This is a genomic window from Staphylococcus sp. HMSC062H10 (assembly GCF_001836945.1).
GTDB classification, from domain to species: domain Bacteria; phylum Bacillota; class Bacilli; order Staphylococcales; family Staphylococcaceae; genus Staphylococcus; species Staphylococcus aureus.
This window is the reverse complement of record NZ_KV830972.1, coordinates 549,861-572,514: the sequence shown is the minus strand read 5'-3', so window position 1 is coordinate 572,514 and position 22,654 is coordinate 549,861. Positions and strand designations below refer to the sequence as shown.

Genomic DNA, 22,654 nt, shown 5'->3' with positions numbered 1-22,654 from the left:
GGGGCTAAAAAATGGGGAGAAATTTAAAGCTTAAACATCGTGAAAGTGATTTCGAATTTACTAAAAACCATAAGAGATTATTGTTAGGTTCTGTATTTCTAATGGCAACCTCTGCAATAGGACCAGCATTTTTAACACAAACGGCAGTATTTACATCGCAATTTTTGGCGAGTTTTGCATTCGCAATTTTACTATCTATCATTATTGATATTGGTGCACAAATTAATATATGGCGCATATTGGTTGTCACTGGCTTAAGAGGTCAAGAAATATCAAATAAAGTTGTTCCTGGGCTAGGTACTGTAATTTCAATATTAATCGCATTTGGCGGACTTGCCTTTAATATTGGTAATATTGCTGGTGCCGGTTTAGGTTTAAATGCAATTTTTGGATTAGATGTAAAATGGGGCGCAACTATTACTGCAATCTTTGCAATATTAATCTTTGTAAGTAAAAGTGGCCAAAAAATTATGGACGTTGTTTCAATGATTCTTGGTATTGTGATGATTTTAGTTGTGGCATATGTGATGTTTGTTTCTAATCCACCTTATGGTGATGCTTTTGTGCATACATTTGCGCCAGAACATCCAATGAAATTAGTCTTGCCAATCATTACGTTAGTTGGTGGAACTGTAGGTGGTTATATTACCTTTGCAGGTGCACATCGTATATTAGACTCTGGCATTAAAGGTAAGCAATATTTACCATTTGTAAATCAATCAGCAATTGCTGGTATTTTAACTACAGGTATTATGAGAACGTTACTATTCCTAGCGGTATTAGGAGTTGTTGTAACAGGTGTGACACTAAGTTCTGAAAATCCACCAGCGTCAGTTTTTGAACACGCAATTGGACCAATTGGAAAGAATATTTTTGGTATTGTGTTATTTGCTGCAGCTATGTCATCAGTAATTGGCTCAGCATACACAAGCGCAACATTTTTAAAAACACTTCATAAATCACTTAACGAAAGAAGTAATTTAATTGTGATTGTGTTTATCGTTATTTCAACAATGATTTTCTTAATTATTGGAAAACCAATCAGCCTTTTAATTATAGCAGGCGCGATAAATGGATGGATTTTACCTATTACGTTAGGTGCAATTTTGATTGCAAGTAAAAAGAAATCAATTGTCGGTGATTATAAACACCCAAATTGGATGTTCATCTTTGGTATCGTTGCAGTACTTGTTACAATATTGACAGGTATATTCTCATTCAAAGAAGTACTTCAGTTATTTTAAAAGACATTTCGACTAATAGCATCACTGTAAATGTTGTTAGTATTAGGCCGAAATGTGTTTTGATTTCCGGTGATTCATTTATACAGCATAATTAGATATATTTTAAGGAAGAGTGGTGCATGACAAATGTACAGCTCTTTTTTTGTTATGATGAAACTTCTGTTTCTGTTGTTTGGATAAATAGATATTTATATAGTTTTTAAAGAAAAAAGTGATAATATTTAGCTAATCTAATGAAAATGGATTTATTGGACTAAAAATACATTTTAAATAAGTAGAGGAGGTTGCAAATGGGTTACAGAACTTTAAAAACTATTTTTCATGAGCATAACGAAAGTAAAATGAAAGACGAGTATACTAAAAGATTTAATTCTTTAACTTCTTTCAATACTAATATTAATATCATACCTATGGGAAATGGAAAAAAAGTTAATGATTTGGAATATCCTCTATTCTTTATGGTGACTAAAAATCTATCAAAAAAACAAGAATTAATATCAATTAATAGTAGAAAAATTGATAGAGCACTTAATTCTTTACCATATGCAGCTAGAGAACAATATTTTAATGATTTATTAATCGATGAATTACAAAGTACTAATGAAATTGAAAATGTATTTAGTACTAAACAAGAGATTGCACATGCGTTAAATAACCAATCATCAGACTTTCTTAAGTTCAGGGGCCTCGTGGATCAATATAAAGAGATAGAACTTAATAAAAAAATTAAAGTTGATAATGTAAGAGACATTAGAGCGATTTATGATAAATTAGTTTCAAATGAAATTAACGAACAAGATAAGTTAGATGGAGAGCTATTTCGTAAAAATTTTGTCGGTGTGCATGATGGGTCAACGAATAAATATATACATGTTGGGTTACAACCTGAAACCAAAATTGTTGAATATATAGGTGAAATGCTAACATTTTTAAAATATTTTGATGCGCCTCAGCCGTTCAAAATCATGGCTAGTCATTATCTGTTTGAATATATACATCCTTTTTATGATGGCAATGGTAGAGTTGGAAGATTTATAATTGCCAAGCTCTTGAGTGATTATTATGATAATTATACTGCTTTGACATTTTCATATGTTATAAATAGGAATAAATCGAAATATTACAAGGCGTTTATGACTGCTTCAAATCATTTGAATTGTGGTGATTTGACGGAATTTATTGACACAATGCTTGATTTATTGATAGCAGGACAAGAAAGAATACTTGATGAGTTAATACCAAAAATGGATGCGACTGAAAAATTAACGGTTTATTTAACTAGTCATTATAAAAAGATAGATTATGAATTTTTGTATCTCCTTTCAATGGATAAATTGTTTGGCAATAAAAGAAATAGATTAACATTAATTGATTTAGAAAACATATTGGGAGTAGGAAGAGTAAAAATTAATAATACAATTAAAAAATATGGTAACTACTTAGTTAAAATTAAAAGTAGACCAACAATTTATGAGATAAGTGATGAATTTCTAAATTCAATTATAAAATAAATGTAATATGTGATTCAGCTATACTTATAGTATTTGTAAGATCGCGTAATTGCTTCATTGAAAAAATATATTTTTTGAGAGTGGTGCATGACAAATGTACTGCTCTTTTTGTTGTGTATCAGTATTGTGATGTTTTAATGCGAATATTTTATGAATCATTATGAAATTTAATAAAAATAATTGAAATAATTATCATTTTTTTCTGATATACTGTTAAACGGTTTGGAATTTTTACGCTACACTGTATTGGTTGATATAACTCAACTAATAATTGCGAACAGGGTATTTCAAATTGAAAAGTATTATGAGCGTGATACATAATCAAAATTGTAGGCTCAAGAACCACTACATAATAAACCATAAGTGGTTCTTTATCATTTATGTCTCGCTCTCAAATGTAAATTAATAATTGTTTTGGGGGAGTTTGAAGTTAAATATTTAACAGGATTTATTTTAATATTATTGTTAGAAGGAATTTTTACAAATTCAGCAAGTGCAATCGAATATTCAGACTTACATCATAAAAGTAAACTTGATTCAAAGCGTCTATATAATGCTAAGGTGTCATTTGCTAATCCAACTGATCTTGAAAATAAAAAAACAAACGATAGACTGTTGAAGCATGATTTGTTATTTCATGACATGTTCGTAAATGATGATTGGAAAAAAGATTTTAAAGTTGAATTCGAAAATGAGGCACTTTCAAAGAAATTTATAAATAAGGATATCGATATATTTGCTGGAAATTATGGATACGGATGTCATGGGGGAGAAACCAATAAAACGCAATGTAGTTATGGAGGGGTTACTTTAAGTGACAATAATAAGTACGATAATGATAAGAATATACCTTGTAATTTATGGATTGACGGACATCAAACAGAAATAGAACTAACTGCAGTAAAAACGAAAAAGAAAATTGTTACCATTCAAGAATTAGATGTTCAATTAAGAAATTATTTGAATGAGAAGTATAAGTTGTACGAACAAGGTGGCGACATTGTTAAAGGGTATGTTAAATATCATAATGATGATGAAAAAAATGTAGAATATGATTTTTATAATTTAAATGGTGAGTATGGTCATGAGGTATTAAAAATGTATGCTGATAATAAAACTATCAATAGTGACAAATTGCATTTAGATATCTATTTATTCAAATCATAATTTAAGTGAGTTAATCATTAATGATCTTTGTCAGTGAAATATAAAGTACCTGTCATTATATTGTTACAAATAAAAACAGCAGTAAGGAGGCTATTACTCAGAAAAGTCTTACTGCTGTTTTCTATTAGAATAATCTTTAATGCACACAGGAATTCGATACGAAACAAATATGATTAACTGTGTAATTACAAAATAAAACTACTAAAGTAAAAAGAAGATAAAGACGATGATAATAAATGCATCGAATATAATTTTCTTGATGTTTTTATCAACAACATTAGGTAAGGACATAAGTATAAATCCTAGAATTAGAGTGTAGCGACATATGTTCATAATTGTTGCTGTAAACTCGATATTAAATGAAAACTTTAAAAATATACTTATAAATAAAATGACAAACGACGCAATTGCAATAAAACTGCCGTATGTAGCTATCTTTGTTACGAGACTATTTTGATTATTTTCAGCCATTGTAAAATCCTCTTATTTCATCATTATTATTTTAAACATAGCATTTTCTCGTTATTTAATAAAGTTTCTTGACACCATTGGTTGATGTAATTGATATGATTAGTTTTTGAAAAATACACAAATTAGAAGCATCGATTTCACTGTTATGAGTTCAAAAATAATTATTTATGATACCACGTTATTGTGAAAGCTTTTTATAAAAATAAAGCAAAAGTTTTATACAGTAACGAAAATTATGATACTTGTCGTTGTAGTGATTAAAATGTGATAAAATAACAAATGCTAGGATTTTTTAAAAGAGGTGAATCAAAGGATGATTGGTATAATTGGTGCCATGGAAGAAGAAGTAACAATATTAAAAAATAAATTAACACAATTAAGCGAAATTTCAGTTGCACATGTTAAATTTTATACTGGCATTTTAAAAGATAGAGAAGTAGTGATTACCCAAAGCGGCATTGGAAAAGTTAATGCTGCAATTTCTACGACATTATTAATTAATAAGTTTAAACCGGACATCATTATTAATACAGGTTCTGCTGGAGCTTTAGATGAAAGTTTAAATGTAGGTGACGTTCTTATAAGTGATGATGTAAAATATCATGATGCGGATGCAACAGCATTTGGTTATGAATATGGACAAGTACCACAGATGCCGGTAGCATTTCAATCAAGTAAACCTTTAATAGAAAAAGTATCTCAAGTTGTACAACAACAACAATTAACAGCTAAAGTAGGCTTAATTGTAAGTGGTGATAGCTTTATCGGTAGTGTTGAACAACGCCAAAAAATTAAAAAAGCATTTCCAAATGCGATGGCGGTTGAAATGGAAGCAACTGCAATTGCACAAACGTGTTATCAATTTAATGTACCATTTGTTGTAGTTCGTGCAGTTTCAGACTTAGCAAATGGAGAAGCGGAAATGAGCTTCGAAGCATTTTTAGAAAAAGCAGCTGTATCATCAAGTCAAACTGTTGAAGCATTAGTGTCTCAATTATAAAAAGGTAAAGGTGAGTTAAATGGGTTTAGTTCGCAAGTTTTTTATGCCGAATTCATATGTTCAATCAATATTTCAAATTGATTTAGACAAGTTAGTGGACAAAGGCGTTAAAGGTATTATTACAGATTTAGATAATACGCTAGTAGGTTGGGATGTTAAGGAACCTACAGAACGTGTTAAAGCATGGTTTAAGGAAGCTAATGAAAAAGGAATCACAATTACAATCGTGTCTAATAATAATGAGTCTCGTGTTGCTAGTTTTAGTCAGCATCTAGACATCGATTTTATTTTTAAAGCGAGAAAGCCAATGGGAAAAGCGTTTGATAAAGCAATAACTAAGATGAATATCAGACCTGATCAAACTGTTGTTATAGGTGACCAAATGCTTACTGATGTATTTGGTGGTAATCGTCGAGGTTTATATACAATTATGGTCGTTCCAGTTAAACGAACGGATGGCTTTATTACTAAGTTTAATAGATTAATTGAAAGACGATTATTACGTCATTTCAGTAAAAAAGGTTATATCACATGGGAGGAAAATTGATTGTCTGACATTTTAAAATGTATCGGTTGTGGTGCGCCACTTCAATCTGAAGATAAAAATAAACCTGGTTTTGTACCAGAGCATAATATGTTTCGTGATGACGTGATTTGCAGACGTTGTTTCCGCTTGAAAAATTATAACGAAGTTCAAGATGTAGGATTAGAAAGTGAAGACTTTTTAAAATTATTATCAGGACTTGCGGATAAAAAGGGTATTGTCGTCAATGTTGTGGATGTATTTGACTTTGAAGGATCATTTATTAATGCAGTTAAACGTATTGTCGGAAACAAAAAAATCATTTTAGCAGCAAATAAATTGGATTTATTGCCGAAACAAATTAATAAACGTCGAGTTAAAGAATGGTTAAAACGAACAGCAAGAAAATATGGTTTGGAAGCTGACGATGTCGTATTAATTTCAGCTGAAAAAGGCTGGGGCATAGACGACTTATTATCATCAATTGCGAATATTCGAGAAAATGAAGATGTGTATATTGTAGGGACAACGAATGTTGGGAAATCTACATTGATTAATAAACTGATTGAAGCTAGTGTTGGTGAAAAAGATGTAGTAACAACTTCAAGATTCCCTGGAACAACTTTAGATATGATAGATATTCCATTAGATGAAACATCATTTATGTATGATACACCAGGTATTATTCAAGAGCATCAAATGACGCATTTAGTTAGTGAAAAAGAATTGAAAATTATTATGCCTAAGAAAGAAATAAAACAACGCGTATATCAATTAAACGAGGCGCAAACATTATTCTTCGGCGGTCTAGCGCGCATAGATTATGTATCAGGTGGTAAACGTCCGTTAGTTTGTTTCTTTTCTAATGACTTGAATATACATCGTACTAAAACGGAGAAGGCCAATGATTTATGGCGTAATCAACTTGGCGATTTATTAACGCCACCTGGAAATCCACAAAATTTTGATCTTAATGAGGTAAAGGCTGTTAGACTTGAAACAGGCAAAGAGAAACGTGATGTTATGATCTCTGGTCTAGGCTTTATAACTATAGGACCAGGAGCTAAAGTAATCGTTCGTGTTCCTAAAAATGTTGATGTTGTATTAAGAAATTCTATTTTATAAGGTGATTTAAAAAATGAAATTTGCAGTTATCGGAAATCCTATTTCACATTCCTTGTCGCCCGTTATGCATAGAGCAAATTTTAATTCTTTGGGATTAGATGATACTTATGAAGATTTAAATATTCCAATTGAAGATTTTCATTTAATTAAAGAAATTATTTCAAAAAAAGAATTAGATGGCTTTAATATCACAATTCCTCATAAAGAGCGTATCATACCGTATTTAGATCATGTTGATGAACAAGCGATTAATGCAGGTGCAGTTAATACTGTTTTGATAAAAGATGGCAAGTGGATAGGGTATAATACAGATGGTATTGGTTATGTAAAAGGATTGCACAGCGTTTATCCAGATTTAGAAAATGCATACATTTTAATTTTGGGAGCAGGTGGTGCAAGTAAAGGTATTGCTTATGAATTAGCAAAATTTGTAAAGCCCAAATTAACTGTTGCGAATAGAACGATGGCTCGTTTTGAATCTTGGAATTTAAATATAAACCAAATTTCATTGGCAGATGCTGAAAAGTATTTAGCTGAATTCGATATCGTTATTAATACAACACCAGCGGGTATGGCTGGAAATAACGAAAGTATTATTAATTTAAAGCATCTTTCTCCCAATACTTTAATGAGTGATATTGTTTATATACCGTATAAAACACCTATTTTAGAGGAAGCAGAGCGCAAGGGAAACCATATTTATAATGGCTTAGATATGTTTGTTTACCAAGGTGCGGAAAGCTTTAAAATTTGGACTAATAAAGATGCTGATATTAATTCTATGAAAACAGCAGTTTTACAACAATTAAAAGGAGAATAACATATGCTTACTGGCAAACAAAAAAGATACTTAAGAAGTTTAGCACACAACATTGATCCGATTTTTCAAATTGGAAAAGGCGGTATCAACGAAAACATGATTAAACAAATAGATGATACGTTAGAAAACAGAGAATTGATTAAAGTACATGTACTACAAAATAACTTTGATGATAAAAAAGAATTAGCTGAAACATTAAGCGAAGCTACGCGTAGTGAATTAGTGCAAGTGATTGGATCTATGATCGTGATTTATAGAGAATCTAAAGATAATAAAGAAATTGAATTGCCATAATAATGAAAAAGATAGTACTTTACGGCGGTCAGTTTAACCCTATCCATACTGCACATATGATAGTAGCTAGCGAAGTATTTCATGAATTACAGCCAGATGAATTTTATTTTTTACCTAGTTTTATGTCTCCATTGAAAAAGCACCATGATTTTATAGACGTTCAGCACAGATTAACAATGATACAGATGATTATCGACGAGCTTGGTTTTGGAAATATTTGCGACGATGAAATTAAACGTGGTGGTCAAAGCTATACCTATGACACAATCAAGACTTTCAAGGAGCAGCACAAAGACAGTGAGTTGTACTTTGTTATTGGGACGGATCAGTATAACCAACTAGAGAAATGGTATCAAATTGAATACTTAAAAGAAATGGTTACTTTTGTAGTTGTAAATCGAGACAAAAATAGTCAAAATGTTGAAAATGGTATGATTGCAATTCAGATACCTAGGGTAGATATAAGTTCGACAATGATTCGACAAAGAGTTAGTGAAGGGAAGTCTATCCAAGTTCTTGTTCCTAAATCCGTTGAAAACTATATTAAGGGGGAAGGATTATATGAACATTGATAAAGCAAAACGGCTTGCAAAAGAGAAACTGCCAGAGAAACGTTATAATCATTCTTTAAGAGTTGCAGAAACAGCGATTAAATTAGCAGAAATTTATGATGGAGACACTAGTAAAGTAGAATTAGCAGGTGTATTACATGATTTCTGTAAATATGATGATTTAGGTAAAATGTATCAAATTGTTCGACAATACGAATTAGGTAATGATCTACTGAGTTATGGTAGTGAAATATTACATGGCCCAGTGTGTGCAGCAATCATGGAACATGAATATGGTATCAATGATGAGGAAGTATTAATGGCTATCAAATACCATACTACGGGACGTCAACAAATGACAAAAACTGAAAAACTGATTTTTATTGCAGATTACATCGAACCTGGTAGAACAATCCCAGGAGTTGATGATATTCGAGATATGGCATACAATCAAGATAGTTTAGATAAGACAATTTATGAAATTTCTAAACGCACAGTACTATTTTTAATACAGAAAGATATTACGGTATATAATAAGACAATTGACTGTTTAAATTATTATAACTATAGTGACGAAAGAATAAAGGATGATTAAATGAATTCACAAGAATTATTAGCAATTGCTGTGGATGCAATTGACAATAAAAAAGGCGAAGATACGATTTCTTTAGAAATGAAAGGTATCAGCGATATGACAGATTATTTTGTTGTAACGCACGGAAATAATGAACGACAAGTTCAAGCGATTGCTAGAGCGGTGAAAGAAGTAGCCAATGAACAAAATATAGAAGTAAAACGTATGGAAGGATACAATGAAGCACGTTGGATATTAATTGACTTAGCTGATGTTGTGGTTCATGTTTTCCATAAAGACGAAAGAAATTATTATAATATTGAAAAGTTATATCAAGATGCACCATTAGAATCATATGGTCAGGTTGCGTATTAATTATGTCGCAATATGCAGAAATGAGCCTAGTGTACGATCAATTGACTCAAGATCAACCATATGAAAAATGGTTTGAAATTGTAAAAAATCACTGCAAAGATGAATCAAATATTTTAGATGTTGGATGCGGTACTGGTAGTTTAACAGTTCAATTAGAAGCTTTAGGTAATGTTACTGGTATGGATTTAAGTGTTGATATGTTGACTGTTGCAGCTCAAAAATCAGCAAATGTAAATTGGCTTGAAGGAGATATGACATCTTTTGATTTGCAACAACAATTTGATATCATCACTATTTTTTGTGACTCTCTAAATTATTTGCAAGATGAAACTGCAGTTATTGAAACATTCATCAACGTTTATCATCATCTGACTGATTCAGGTGTATTTATTTTTGATGTACATACTGTTTATAAAATGATGACTTTGTTTAATAATCAAAGTTATATTGATGATAAAGGGGACATTTTTTTAGCATGGGATGCTGTGCAAGGAGATCTACCTTTAAGTGTTTATCATGATATGACATTTTTCATTCGACATGAAGATGAAACATATTCAAGATTTGATGAGTCTCATTTTCAGAGAACATTTGATGAAAAGACATATTTGTCTTGGTTAGCTCAAGTTGGTTTTAAACATGTTGAAACATTTACTGATTTTAATATAGATGAACATAATGAAGATGCAGAAAGATTGTTTTTCATTGCGAAAAAATAAAAGTAAAACCACTCGCTCAGACGTGTATAAAGTTGAGGAGTGGTTTTATTGTATCAATTTTTATTACGCTATAAAGATTTTTTAACTCAATGGAAGTTATATATTATAAGTGCTGTTGTTTTAATTATGGTATTAATTGGTTTTATATTCTGGAGACAAGATGATTATACTTCAAGAGATTTTGAAAATAAAGATACTGCTCTGAAACAAAGCACTAGTGAAAATAGTAGTTTGTCCAAATTAGAAGATGTCCAGGCCAAAGATGGAGATAATTCCAAAAATAAAGGTCCTGTATATGTCGATATAAAAGGTGCTGTTAAACACCCTAATGTTTATAAAATGACATCTAAGGATAGAGTAGTTGATTTACTTGATAAAGCACAATTATTGGATGATGCAGATGTAAGTCAAATTAATTTGTCTGAAAAATTAACAGATCAAAAAATGATTTTCATTCCTCATAAAGGACAAAAGAATGTTGAACCACAATTTGGAGAAAACAGTGTGCACGTAAAAAATGGGAACACAAATAATACTAAAGTAAATTTAAATACGGCATCTGTATCAGAATTGATGTCTGTTCCTGGAGTAGGGCAAGCTAAAGCTAATGCAATTGTTGAATATCGCAACCAACAAGGTGCATTTCAAGAAATTGACGATTTGAAAAAAGTAAAAGGTTTTGGAAGTAAAACTTTTGATAAACTGAAATCTTATTTCACGACATAATGGATTATTTTAATTGCAAATTTTATTTTTTGTGATTAACCTTATATTATTAGAAAATGTTACTAAATTTTAAGTATGGAAGGTGAACATCTTGGAAAGAATCAAATGGGAAGAATATTTTATGGCACAAAGTCATTTGCTAGCATTACGTTCAACTTGTCAAAGATTATCTGTAGGTGCAACGATTGTTAAGGATAATCGTATTATTGCTGGTGGTTATAATGGCTCTGTAGCTGGCGAGGTGCATTGTATAGATGAAGGATGTTTAATTGAAGATGGACATTGTATCAGAACGATACATGCAGAAATGAATGCTTTATTACAATGTGCAAAACAAGGTGTATCTACTGAAGGTGCAACAATCTATGTTACTCATTTTCCATGCCTAAATTGTACAAAGTCAATTATTCAAGCAGGTATAAAGCGTATCTACTATGCAGAAGATTATCATAACCATGAATATGCAACTAAATTACTCAAACAATCTGGTATTGAATTTAAAAAAATTCCATTTTCACCAGAATATGTTGCTAAATATCTGACTAAAGGTTAATGTTTTGCTGTATGTCGCGTTATCAATGATTGTAGGAGTACTTTGGAATTCTAGCAAAGTGCTCTCTACATTTCTTTTTATTTTACTTTTGTATATTGCTTATCGTAAAAATAAAATCGTTTATGCCCCTATTTCTCTCTTTTTAATCATTTTCTCCTCATGGTATTTACATTATTCACAACAAGCAATATTTAATTATATCAATTATATTGAACGTAATTCTCAGTTTAATGAGCGTGCTCAAGTAATCCAAATTCAACGTCAAGGTAGTGACACATATAAAGGTAGATTAAGTTTAAAAAATGAAATATATCCTTTCTTTTTAACAAATAAAAAGAATTTTGATTTAAAGAAAATTGAAAGTCGTAATTGTATTGTTAAAGGACAATTCAAAGTTAATGACAATAAGTTTGTAACTCTTAAATTACAAAGTATAGTTGTACAAAGCTGCCTAGAATCGAACCGGTCTAATTTAATTGAGAAACATAAACAGTTTATAATGAATCGAATTTATGATTCGGGTATTAAGTTTCCGGATCGTATTATGGCATTGATTACTGGTAACGTAAAAGAAATTAATGAGCAATTTAAGGAACGTGTTAAAGAAATAGGTATATATCATTTGCTGGCAGTTAGTGGCTCGCATATAGCTGCAATTGTATTATTAATTTACCAACCTTTAAAACGATTAAATTTACCTTTATTTGTCATTAAAGGAATTACAATCATTGTATTAGCTTTATTTGCTCAATACACAAATTATGCACCTAGTGCTGTAAGAGCTATAATAATGACAACGCTTGTACTGCTTATTACTAAGCAAATTAAAATAAAGGGTATTCAACTATTAGCATTTGCATTTATAATTATGTTTATTTTAAATCCGCTAGTTGTTTATGATATTGGATTTCAATTTTCATTCATCATTTCATTTTTTATTATGCTGCTTTTCCCTTTTTTACAGCAATTGTCAAAGTTACAATCATTATTCATAATTACGTTTATTGCACAATTAGCTTCATTTATCGTTGCCATTCCAAACTTTCATCAACTTCAATGGGTGGGATTTTTATCTAATTTGATTTTTGTACCGTACTATTCGATTATATTGTTTCCGCTATCTATTTTATTCTTTATTACAAGTCATTTTATTGTGGGATTAACGCCGCTAAATTACTTGGTTGACCTAAGTTTTAATTTTCATGACTGGTTACTAGACTTATTCACAAGAATCAAGCAATCACATTTTTCTGTTCCCAAGTTTAATGATTGGATATTTATAATATTTATAATTTCTGTTTATTACATATTTTGGTTATTGGCTAAACGTAAATATATATTGGTTACGTTTTGGACTATAATTATTCTGACATTATTAATAACGCTTCCAACAAATTCACATCACAAAATTACAATGTTAAATGTGGGACAAGGAGACAGTATTTTATATGAAGGTGGTAAGAACCAAAATGTATTGATTGATACAGGTGGGAAAGTGTTTGATGATACTAAACAACCTAGTTATTCAATTTCTAAATATCATATTTTACCAACGTTAAATGAAAGAGGGATAAATGAATTAGAGTACCTAATTTTAACACATCCACACAATGACCATATTGGCGAAGTGGAATATATTATTAGTCATATTAAAATTAAACATATAGTGATATACAATAAAGGATATAGTAGTAATACATTGATGTTATTATCGAAATTAAGCCATAAGTACAACATTAAACTTATGGATGTAAGACAAGTTAGTAGTTTTAAACTTGGAGATAGTAGTTTTCTATTTTTTGATAGTTTTATTCCAAATAGCCGAGATAAAAATGAATATTCGATTATTACTATGATTACATATCAAAATAAAAAAGTTTTATTAATGGGCGATGCTAGTAAAAATAATGAATATTTACTACTAAAAAAATATAACTTGCCGGAGATTGATATTTTAAAAGTAGGACATCATGGGAGCAAGACAAGTAGTTCTAAAGAATTTATAGAGATGATTAAGCCTAAAATAAGTTTGATTTCTTCTGGGAAGAACAATATGTATCATCTTCCTAACATAGAAGTTGTTAAACGATTGCAAAGGATTCGCAGTCGCATTTACAATAGTCAACAAAACGGTCAAGTTACAATTGACTTAGATGATAATTTAAAAGTTGATTCAAACTCTTATAGAAATGCAAGTGGTTTATAGATACAGAAACATGATATAATCTATTGATGTGTTAAACGAATGAAAGGGTGTACTGAATGAGCGACAATATTGTAGCTATTTATGGAGATGTGCCTGAATTGGTTGAAAAACAAAGTGCAGAAATCATATCACAATTTTTGAAAAGTGATAGAGATGACTTTAACTTTGTGAAATATAATTTATACGAAACAGAGATTGCACCAATTGTTGAAGAAACATTAACATTGCCTTTCTTTTCAGATAAAAAAGCAATTTTGGTTAAAAATGCATATATATTTACAGGTGAAAAATCACCAAAAGATATGGCTCACAATGTAGATCAATTAATAGAATTTATTGAAAAATATGATGGCGAAAATTTGATTGTCTTTGAGATATATCAAAATAAACTTGATGAAAGAAAAAAGTTAACTAAAACTCTAAAAAAGCATGCAAGACTTAAAAAAATAGAGCAAATGTCTGAAGAAGAAATAAAAAAATGGATTCAAAGTAAATTAAATGAGAATTTCAAAGATATCAAAAGAGATGCATTAGATTTATTTATTGAGTTGACAGGTATTAACTTTAATATTGTCTCACAAGAGATAGAAAAGTTGATTTTATTTTTAGGCGATAGACCAACAATCAATAAGCAGGATGTTAACCAAATTATTAATAGAAGTTTAGAACAAAATGTATTTTTACTGACTGAATACATTCAGAAAAGAAATAAAGAACAAGCAATTCATTTAGTAAAAGATTTAATAACTATGAAAGAAGAACCTATTAAATTACTTGCACTAATTACAAGTAATTACCGATTATTTTATCAATGTAAGATTCTGAGTCAAAAAGGATATAGTGGACAGCAAATTGCTAAAACAATAGGCGTACATCCATACAGAGTAAAATTAGCGTTAGGACAAGTAAGACATTATCAACTTGATGAATTATTGAATATTATAGATGCTTGTGCGGAAACTGATTATAAACTTAAATCATCATATATGGATAAACAGTTAATACTGGAATTATTCATTCTATCTTTATAAAAAATAAAAGTTCAAGCATGCGCTTGAACTTTTATTTAAAAAGATTATTTATTTGCAGTCATTAATTGTGATTTAATACGGTCAGCTTTGTTTGAATGTATTAAATTACTTTGAGCAGCTTTGTCTACTAACTTAACTGCTAAGCTTACTAATTCATTTTTATTATCAGCGTTATTTGAAACAGCTGTTTTAGCGTTTTTAACTGCTGTACGCATTGCACTCTTTTGTGAAATGTTGCGTGCTTCAGCTTTTTCAGTTGTTTTTACACGTTTAATTGCAGATTTGATATTTGCCATTTCTGTCACCTCCTAAAAGTGAGTTCATCTTATCAAAATTTTATTTGATTACAACAAGAAATATTTTAACAAAAGTCTAACCGTTGTGCAATCATTTATTTGATGGGGTTAGCTTAAAATTTTGCAGATTTAATAAATTGTGTTGGAAACACAATCAATACGTTTTATAATTATAAGTACGTAATTAACATATTAACATATCGCAAGTATGTATTTAAATAAAGATTGTTATAATTTCAAAGTTCATCCAAGATTATGGCGTTTGCATTTACCTATTAAAAACGTTATTATATCAAAGATGCGAAAGATAATACGGGTTTATTTTATGAAAGTGAGAAGGATAAAATGGATAATGAGCAACGCTTAAAAAGAAGAGAGAATATAAGGAATTTCTCGATTATAGCACATATTGACCACGGAAAATCTACATTGGCTGATAGAATTTTAGAAAATACCAAATCAGTTGAAACAAGAGATATGCAAGATCAGTTACTAGATTCAATGGATTTAGAAAGAGAACGTGGTATTACAATCAAATTAAACGCAGTACGTTTAAAGTACGAAGCTAAAGATGGAAATACTTATACATTCCATTTAATCGATACGCCTGGACACGTCGATTTTACATATGAAGTGTCACGTTCTTTGGCAGCTTGTGAGGGCGCGATTTTAGTAGTAGATGCGGCTCAAGGTATCGAAGCACAAACATTAGCAAATGTTTATTTGGCATTAGATAATGAGTTAGAGTTATTGCCTGTTATTAACAAAATTGATTTACCTGCTGCAGAACCTGAACGCGTGAAACAAGAAATTGAAGATATGATAGGTTTAGACCAAGATGATGTTGTTTTAGCAAGTGCTAAATCTAACATTGGAATTGAAGAGATACTTGAGAAAATAGTTGAAGTTGTGCCAGCTCCAGATGGTGACCCAGAAGCACCACTAAAAGCGTTAATTTTTGATTCTGAGTATGATCCATATAGAGGGGTAATTTCATCGATAAGAATTGTAGACGGTGTTGTTAAAGCCGGAGATAAAATTCGAATGATGGCCACTGGTAAAGAGTTCGAAGTAACAGAAGTTGGAATTAATACACCTAAGCAGCTTCCAGTTGATGAATTAACAGTTGGTGATGTTGGTTATATTATTGCAAGTATTAAAAATGTTGATGATTCTAGGGTTGGTGACACAATCACATTAGCTAGTAGACCTGCATCAGAACCATTGCAAGGTTATAAGAAAATGAATCCAATGGTATATTGCGGACTGTTCCCGATAGATAACAAAAATTATAATGATTTAAGAGAAGCATTAGAAAAATTACAATTGAATGATGCATCGTTAGAATTCGAGCCTGAATCATCACAAGCATTAGGTTTTGGTTATAGAACTGGTTTCTTAGGTATGTTACACATGGAAATAATTCAAGAAAGAATTGAAAGAGAATTTGGCATTGAATTAATTGCAACCGCACCATCTGTAATTTATCAATGTATTTTAAGGGACGGTTCAGAAGTGACGGTTGATAACCCAGCACAAATGCCAGATCGTGATAAAATTGATAAAATATTTGAGCCATATGTTCGTGCAACTATGATGGTTCCAAATGACTATGTAGGTGCAGTAATGGAATTATGTCAACGTAAACGTGGACAATTTATAAATATGGACTATTTAGATGATATTCGTGTAAATATTGTTTATGAATTACCTTTAGCTGAAGTTGTATTTGATTTCTTCGATCAACTTAAATCTAATACCAAAGGATATGCATCATTTGATTATGAGTTCATCGAAAATAAAGAAAGTAATTTAGTGAAGATGGATATTTTATTAAACGGTGATAAAGTGGATGCGCTAAGCTTCATAGTTCATAGAGATTTTGCATATGAACGTGGTAAAGCATTAGTTGAAAAACTTAAAACGTTAATTCCAAGACAGCAATTTGAAGTGCCTGTACAGGCTGCAATAGGACAAAAAATTGTAGCACGTACAAATATTAAATCAATGGGTAAAAATGTTTTAGCTAAATGTTATGGCGGTGACATAAGCCGTAAACGTAAATTACTTGAAAAACAAAAAGCAGGTAAAGCTAAGATGAAAGCAGTTGGTAATGTTGAAATACCACAGGATGCTTTCTTAGCTGTATTGAAAATGGATGACGAATAATTTTTAAAAAATCTATTAACAATTTACAATGAATAAAGTTTAATAACTAAAAAGAGGGAGCCTAGGATAAATTAACGTCCTGGGCTTTACAATGTTATATTGGCAGTCATCGACAGAGTTAAAATGAGCTTATAACAATGGGGCCCCAACACAGAGAATTTCGAAAAGAAATTCTACAGGCAATGCGAGTTGGGGTGGGACGACGAAATAAATTTTGCGAAAATATCATTTCTGTCCCACTCCCTTATGCATGAGTTTAACTCATGTAATTCTATTTTTAAGTACATATTACCTCCGGCTAATGTGTAAGAGCCACTACATAATAAATCATTAGTGGTTCTTTATTATTTCTATCTCACTCCCTCTTAACATTTATAAATATTAAAATGAATCGATATATTAGACAATCATTGATTAAACGTTAAAGTTAAAAGTAAGAATAATTGCAGATAGTCCAACAGGATATAGCCGATTGGATAAAAAGTCTGAGAAGCGGGGCATTAAAATGACGGTACAAAGTGCATATATACATATTCCATTTTGTGTAAGAATATGTACATATTGTGATTTCAATAAATATTTTATACAGAATCAACCTGTAGATGAGTACTTAGATGCACTAATCACAGAAATGTCTACAGCAAAATATAGGAACTTAAAGACCATGTATGTAGGTGGCGGCACACCAACGGCCCTTTCTATTAATCAGTTGGAAAGATTACTTAAAGCAATACGTGATACGTTTACAATCACAGGTGAGTATACATTTGAAGCAAATCCTGATGAGTTAACTAAAGAGAAAGTCCAACTATTAGAGAAATATGGAGTAAACAGAATTTCAATGGGCGTTCAGACATTCAAGCCGGAGTTATTGTCTGTTTTAGGTAGAACGCACAATACTGAAGATATTTACGCTTCGGTGTTAAATGCTAAAAACGCAGGTATTAAATCAATCAGTTTAGATTTAATGTATCATTTACCGAAACAGACGATTGAAGATTTTGAACAAAGTTTAGATCTAGCTTTAGATATGGATATTCAACATATTTCGAGTTACGGCTTAATACTTGAACCTAAAACCCAATTTTATAATATGTATAGAAAAGGTTTGCTCAAACTTCCTAATGAGGATTTAGGTGCTGACATGTATCAGTTGCTGATGTCTAAGATAGAACAATCTCCTTTCCATCAATACGAAATATCTAATTTTGCATTAGATGGCCATGAATCAGAACATAATAAGGTTTACTGGTTTAATGAGGAATATTATGGATTTGGAGCAGGTGCAAGTGGTTATGTAGATGGTGTTCGTTATACGAATATCAATCCAGTGAATCATTATATCAAAGCTATAAATAAAGAAAGCAAAGCAATTTTAGTATCAAATAAACCTTCTTTGACTGAGAGAATGGAAGAAGAAATGTTTCTTGGGTTGCGTTTAAATGAAGGTGTGAGTAGTAGTAGGTTCAAAAAGAAGTTTGACCAATCTATTGAAAGTGTCTTTGGTCAAACAATAAATAATTTAAAAGAGAAGAAATTAATTGTAGAAAAGAACGATGCGATTGCACTTACAAATCGAGGGAAAGTCATTGGTAATGAGGTTTTTGAAGCTTTCCTAATAAATGATTAAAAAAATGTGAAATTTCGAGTCTTTAACATTGACTTACTTTGACCAATTTGATAAATTATAATTAGCACTTGAGATAAGCGAGTGCTAATGAGGTGAAAACATGATTACAGATAGGCAATTGAGTATATTAAACGCAATTGTTGAGGATTATGTTGATTTTGGACAACCCGTTGGTTCTAAAACACTAATTGAGCGACATAACTTGAATGTTAGTCCTGCTACAATTAGAAATGAGATGAAACAGCTTGAAGATTTAAACTATATCGAAAAGACACATAGTTCTTCAGGGCGTTCGCCATCACAATTAGGTTTTAGGTATTATGTCAATCGTTTACTTGAACAAACATCTCATCAAAAAACAAATAAATTAAGACGATTAAATCAATTGTTAGTTGAGAATCAATATGATGTATCATCAGCATTGACATATTTTGCAGATGAATTATCAAATATATCTCAATATACAACTTTAGTTGTTCATCCTAATCATAAACAAGATATTATCAATAATGTACACTTGATTCGTGCTAATCCTAATTTAGTTATAATGGTTATCGTATTTTCATCAGGTCATGTTGAGCATGTACATCTTGCTTCAGACATACCGTTTAGTAATGACAAACTAAATACAATTTCAAATTTTGTTACGAACAAACTAACTGAGTTTAATCAGAATTTACAAGATGATATTATCTCTTTTGTTCAATCAGAGCAGGAAGAAATATTTATCAATAAATTGTTAAATACGATGAATAATCATATTTCTAATCAAAGTAATAGCATTTATATGGGTGGAAAGGTTAAACTTATTGATGCATTGAATGAAAGTAATGTATCTTCAATTCAGCCCATTCTACAATATATAGAATCAAATAGAATTGCAGAATTATTACAAGATATATCTTCACCAAATATTAATGTTAAAATTGGTAATGAAATTGATGACAGCTTAAGTGATATTTCAATTGTAACAAGTCAATATCATTTTGATGAAACGTTAAAAGGTCAAATCGCTGTGATTGGACCTACAGCTATGCATTATCAAAATGTCATTCAATTATTAAATAGAATTTGGTAATGATGGATTAGAAAGTATTGGAGGACAGAAAATGACAAATAAAGACGAATCAGTTGAAAAAAATACTGAATCAACAGTTGAAGAAACAAACGTCAAGCAAAATATTGATGATTCAGTTGAACAAGCTGAAGAAAGTAAAGGTCATTTACAAGATGAAGCAATAGAAGAAACGTCTGACGAGAATGTTATTGAAGAAATAGATCCAAAAGATCAAAAAATTAATGAACTTCAACAATTAGCAGATGAAAACGAAGAGAAATATTTAAGGCTCTACGCTGAGTTTGAAAATTATAAGCGTAGAATTCAAAAAGAAAATGAAATAAATAAAACATATCAAGCACAACGTGTGTTAACAGATATTTTACCAGCAATAGACAATATAGAACGTGCACTTCAAATTGAAGGTGATGATGAGACTTTTAAATCTCTTCAAAAAGGTGTACAAATGGTGCATGAAAGTTTGATTAACGCACTAAAAGATAATGGTCTTGAAGTTATTAAAACTGAAGGTGAAGCATTTGATCCAAATATTCACCAAGCTGTAGTTCAAGATGATAACCCTGATTTTGAATCTGGCGAAATCACTCAAGAACTACAAAAAGGATACAAGCTTAAAGATAGAGTATTAAGACCATCAATGGTCAAAGTAAACCAATAACTTAAATTTGGCGAAACGACATTGTTTAAAATCAAATTAATTTAATGATTAAATGGAGGAATTTTATTATGAGTAAAATTATTGGTATAGACTTAGGTACAACAAATTCATGTGTAACAGTATTAGAAGGCGATGAGCCAAAAGTAATTCAAAACCCTGAAGGTTCACGTACAACACCATCTGTTGTAGCTTTCAAAAATGGAGAAACTCAAGTTGGTGAAGTAGCTAAACGTCAAGCTATTACAAACCCAAATACTGTTCAATCTATTAAACGTCATATGGGTACTGATTATAAAGTAGATATTGAAGGTAAATCTTACACACCACAAGAAATCTCAGCTATGATTTTACAAAACTTAAAAAATACAGCTGAAAGCTATTTAGGTGAGAAAGTTGACAAAGCTGTAATTACAGTACCTGCATACTTTAACGACGCTGAACGTCAAGCAACTAAAGATGCTGGTAAAATTGCTGGTTTAGAAGTTGAGCGTATCATTAATGAACCAACAGCTGCAGCATTAGCATATGGTTTAGATAAAACTGATAAAGATGAAAAAGTTCTTGTTTTTGACTTAGGTGGCGGTACATTTGACGTATCTATCCTAGAATTAGGTGACGGTGTATTCGAAGTACTATCAACAGCCGGTGACAACAAACTTGGCGGTGATGATTTTGACCAAGTAATTATTGACTACCTAGTTGCAGAATTTAAAAAAGAAAATGGCGTAGACTTATCTCAAGATAAAATGGCATTACAACGTTTGAAGGATGCTGCTGAAAAAGCTAAAAAAGACTTATCAGGTGTATCGCAAACTCAAATCTCATTACCATTTATCTCAGCTGGTGAAAACGGTCCATTACACTTAGAAGTAAACTTAACTCGTTCTAAATTTGAGGAATTATCAGATTCATTAATTAGAAGAACAATGAAACCTACACGCCAAGCAATGAAAGATGCTGGCTTAACAAACTCAGATATCGATGAAGTTATCTTAGTTGGTGGATCAACTCGTATTCCAGCAGTACAAGAAGCTGTCAAAAAAGAAATCGGTAAAGAACCTAACAAAGGCGTAAACCCGGACGAAGTAGTGGCTATGGGAGCTGCAATCCAAGGTGGCGTTATCACAGGTGACGTTAAAGACGTAGTATTATTAGACGTAACACCACTATCTTTAGGTATTGAAATTTTAGGTGGACGTATGAATACGTTAATTGAACGTAACACTACGATTCCTACATCTAAATCTCAAATCTATTCAACAGCAGTAGATAATCAACCATCAGTAGATGTACACGTATTACAAGGTGAACGTCCAATGGCTGCAGATAATAAAACACTTGGTAGATTCCAATTGACTGATATTCCACCAGCTGAACGTGGTAAACCTCAAATTGAAGTAACGTTTGATATCGATAAAAACGGTATTGTAAATGTAACTGCAAAAGACTTAGGTACAAATAAAGAACAAAGAATTACAATTCAATCAAGTTCTTCATTATCAGACGAAGAAATCGACCGTATGGTAAAAGATGCTGAAGTTAACGCTGAAGCAGATAAAAAACGTCGTGAAGAAGTAGACTTAAGAAACGAAGCTGACAGCCTAGTATTCCAAGTTGAAAAAACTTTAACTGATTTAGGCGAAAATATCGGTGAAGAAGATAAAAAATCTGCTGAAGAGAAAAAAGACGCTCTTAAAACTGCTTTAGAAGGTCAAGATATAGAAGATATTAAATCTAAAAAAGAAGAACTTGAAAAAGTGATTCAAGAATTATCAGCAAAAGTATATGAGCAAGCGGCTCAACAGCAACAACAAGCACAAGGTGCTAATGCTGGTCAAAACAACAATAGTACTGTAGAAGATGCTGAATTTAAAGAAGTAAAAGACGACGACAAAAAATAATTAAACAATACAATTAGAATGTTGTCATGATC

At 31.0% G+C, this 22,654-nt stretch carries 23 protein-coding genes; 21 read left to right on the top strand and 2 right to left on the bottom strand.

The window, feature by feature from the left end; translation table 11 throughout:
* Positions 1-11: 11 nt before the first annotated feature.
* The 3 genes from HMPREF2658_RS05420 to sel26 all read left to right on the top strand — a co-directional run bounded on the left by HMPREF2658_RS05420 (position 12) and on the right by sel26 (position 3,922).
* A complete protein-coding gene (locus HMPREF2658_RS05420) occupies positions 12-1,244 on the top strand; it encodes an NRAMP family divalent metal transporter (RefSeq protein ID WP_000533228.1) in 1,233 nt (410 codons plus the stop codon).
* A gap of 290 nt (positions 1,245-1,534) precedes the next feature.
* Positions 1,535-2,755, top strand: a complete 1,221-nt coding sequence (locus tag HMPREF2658_RS05415) for a Fic family protein (protein ID WP_000542326.1) — start codon at positions 1,535-1,537, stop codon at positions 2,753-2,755.
* 414 nt (positions 2,756-3,169) lie between these two features.
* The gene (gene sel26 / locus HMPREF2658_RS05410) at positions 3,170-3,922 is read left to right on the top strand and encodes a staphylococcal enterotoxin type 26 (RefSeq protein ID WP_001622271.1); all 753 of its coding nucleotides are present in this window, start codon (positions 3,170-3,172) and stop codon (positions 3,920-3,922) included.
* Positions 3,923-4,123: 201 nt separating this feature from the next.
* Here the strand turns inward: sel26 and HMPREF2658_RS05405 are convergent, their stop codons facing one another.
* Positions 4,124-4,393, bottom strand: coding sequence for a hypothetical protein (locus HMPREF2658_RS05405; protein ID WP_000829752.1), 270 nt, complete (start codon positions 4,391-4,393; stop codon positions 4,124-4,126).
* A 313-nt stretch (positions 4,394-4,706) separates the two neighbouring features.
* Here HMPREF2658_RS05405 and mtnN point away from each other — a divergent pair, with 313 nt between their 5' ends.
* From mtnN to holA, 13 genes are all read left to right on the top strand, one after another.
* Entirely contained in the window at positions 4,707-5,393 is a 687-nt protein-coding gene (mtnN, locus tag HMPREF2658_RS05395; protein WP_000579273.1) for a 5'-methylthioadenosine/S-adenosylhomocysteine nucleosidase, read from the top strand.
* Positions 5,394-5,412: 19 nt separating this feature from the next.
* A complete protein-coding gene (locus tag HMPREF2658_RS05390) occupies positions 5,413-5,940 on the top strand; it encodes a YqeG family HAD IIIA-type phosphatase (protein ID WP_000524902.1) in 528 nt (175 codons plus the stop codon).
* A complete protein-coding gene (gene yqeH / locus HMPREF2658_RS05385) occupies positions 5,941-7,041 on the top strand; it encodes a ribosome biogenesis GTPase YqeH (protein ID WP_001280146.1) in 1,101 nt (366 codons plus the stop codon). It abuts the gene before it with no gap.
* A gap of 13 nt (positions 7,042-7,054) precedes the next feature.
* Positions 7,055-7,861: a shikimate dehydrogenase gene (gene aroE, locus HMPREF2658_RS05380; protein ID WP_000666766.1), complete on the top strand. Its 807-nt coding sequence runs from the start codon at positions 7,055-7,057 to the stop codon at positions 7,859-7,861.
* A gap of 3 nt (positions 7,862-7,864) precedes the next feature.
* Entirely contained in the window at positions 7,865-8,155 is a 291-nt protein-coding gene (yhbY, locus tag HMPREF2658_RS05375) for a ribosome assembly RNA-binding protein YhbY (protein ID WP_000955234.1), read from the top strand.
* Between the two features lie 2 nt (positions 8,156-8,157).
* Positions 8,158-8,727 (top strand): nicotinate (nicotinamide) nucleotide adenylyltransferase, encoded by a 570-nt coding sequence (gene nadD, locus HMPREF2658_RS05370; RefSeq protein WP_000725165.1) that lies wholly within the window; start codon positions 8,158-8,160, stop codon positions 8,725-8,727.
* Positions 8,717-9,301, top strand: a complete 585-nt coding sequence (gene yqeK, locus HMPREF2658_RS05365) for a bis(5'-nucleosyl)-tetraphosphatase (symmetrical) YqeK (protein ID WP_001017837.1) — start codon at positions 8,717-8,719, stop codon at positions 9,299-9,301. Before nadD ends, yqeK begins: the two co-directional genes overlap by 11 nt.
* On the top strand, positions 9,302-9,655 hold the full coding sequence (rsfS, locus tag HMPREF2658_RS05360; protein WP_001088020.1) for a ribosome silencing factor: 354 nt from the start codon (positions 9,302-9,304) through the stop codon (positions 9,653-9,655).
* A gap of 2 nt (positions 9,656-9,657) precedes the next feature.
* The gene (locus HMPREF2658_RS05355; RefSeq protein WP_000084840.1) at positions 9,658-10,374 is read left to right on the top strand and encodes a class I SAM-dependent DNA methyltransferase; all 717 of its coding nucleotides are present in this window, start codon (positions 9,658-9,660) and stop codon (positions 10,372-10,374) included.
* 39 nt (positions 10,375-10,413) lie between these two features.
* Positions 10,414-11,100, top strand: coding sequence for a ComEA family DNA-binding protein (locus HMPREF2658_RS05350; RefSeq protein ID WP_072468915.1), 687 nt, complete (start codon positions 10,414-10,416; stop codon positions 11,098-11,100).
* Between the two features lie 91 nt (positions 11,101-11,191).
* A complete protein-coding gene (locus HMPREF2658_RS05345; protein WP_000439693.1) occupies positions 11,192-11,653 on the top strand; it encodes a ComE operon protein 2 in 462 nt (153 codons plus the stop codon).
* A gap of 4 nt (positions 11,654-11,657) precedes the next feature.
* Entirely contained in the window at positions 11,658-13,859 is a 2,202-nt protein-coding gene (locus tag HMPREF2658_RS05340; RefSeq protein WP_054194573.1) for a DNA internalization-related competence protein ComEC/Rec2, read from the top strand.
* Positions 13,860-13,915: 56 nt separating this feature from the next.
* Positions 13,916-14,890, top strand: coding sequence for a DNA polymerase III subunit delta (gene holA, locus HMPREF2658_RS05335; protein ID WP_001282573.1), 975 nt, complete (start codon positions 13,916-13,918; stop codon positions 14,888-14,890).
* Positions 14,891-14,934: 44 nt separating this feature from the next.
* Here the strand turns inward: holA and rpsT are convergent, their stop codons facing one another.
* Positions 14,935-15,186, bottom strand: a complete 252-nt coding sequence (gene rpsT / locus HMPREF2658_RS05330; protein WP_001274017.1) for a 30S ribosomal protein S20 — start codon at positions 15,184-15,186, stop codon at positions 14,935-14,937.
* Positions 15,187-15,531: 345 nt separating this feature from the next.
* Here rpsT and lepA point away from each other — a divergent pair, with 345 nt between their 5' ends.
* The 5 genes from lepA to dnaK all read left to right on the top strand — a co-directional run bounded on the left by lepA (position 15,532) and on the right by dnaK (position 22,622).
* The gene (lepA, locus tag HMPREF2658_RS05325; protein ID WP_000368338.1) at positions 15,532-17,355 is read left to right on the top strand and encodes a translation elongation factor 4; all 1,824 of its coding nucleotides are present in this window, start codon (positions 15,532-15,534) and stop codon (positions 17,353-17,355) included.
* A 505-nt stretch (positions 17,356-17,860) separates the two neighbouring features.
* Positions 17,861-18,985 (top strand): radical SAM family heme chaperone HemW, encoded by a 1,125-nt coding sequence (gene hemW / locus HMPREF2658_RS05320; RefSeq protein WP_000218098.1) that lies wholly within the window; start codon positions 17,861-17,863, stop codon positions 18,983-18,985.
* Positions 18,986-19,085: 100 nt separating this feature from the next.
* A complete protein-coding gene (hrcA, locus tag HMPREF2658_RS05315; protein ID WP_000627143.1) occupies positions 19,086-20,063 on the top strand; it encodes a heat-inducible transcriptional repressor HrcA in 978 nt (325 codons plus the stop codon).
* 31 nt (positions 20,064-20,094) lie between these two features.
* The gene (grpE, locus tag HMPREF2658_RS05310) at positions 20,095-20,721 is read left to right on the top strand and encodes a nucleotide exchange factor GrpE (protein ID WP_000182215.1); all 627 of its coding nucleotides are present in this window, start codon (positions 20,095-20,097) and stop codon (positions 20,719-20,721) included.
* Between the two features lie 68 nt (positions 20,722-20,789).
* Complete coding sequence (dnaK, locus tag HMPREF2658_RS05305) at positions 20,790-22,622, top strand: molecular chaperone DnaK (RefSeq protein ID WP_054194574.1); 1,833 nt, start codon at positions 20,790-20,792, stop codon at positions 22,620-22,622.
* The last annotated feature ends 32 nt before the right edge of the window (positions 22,623-22,654 follow it).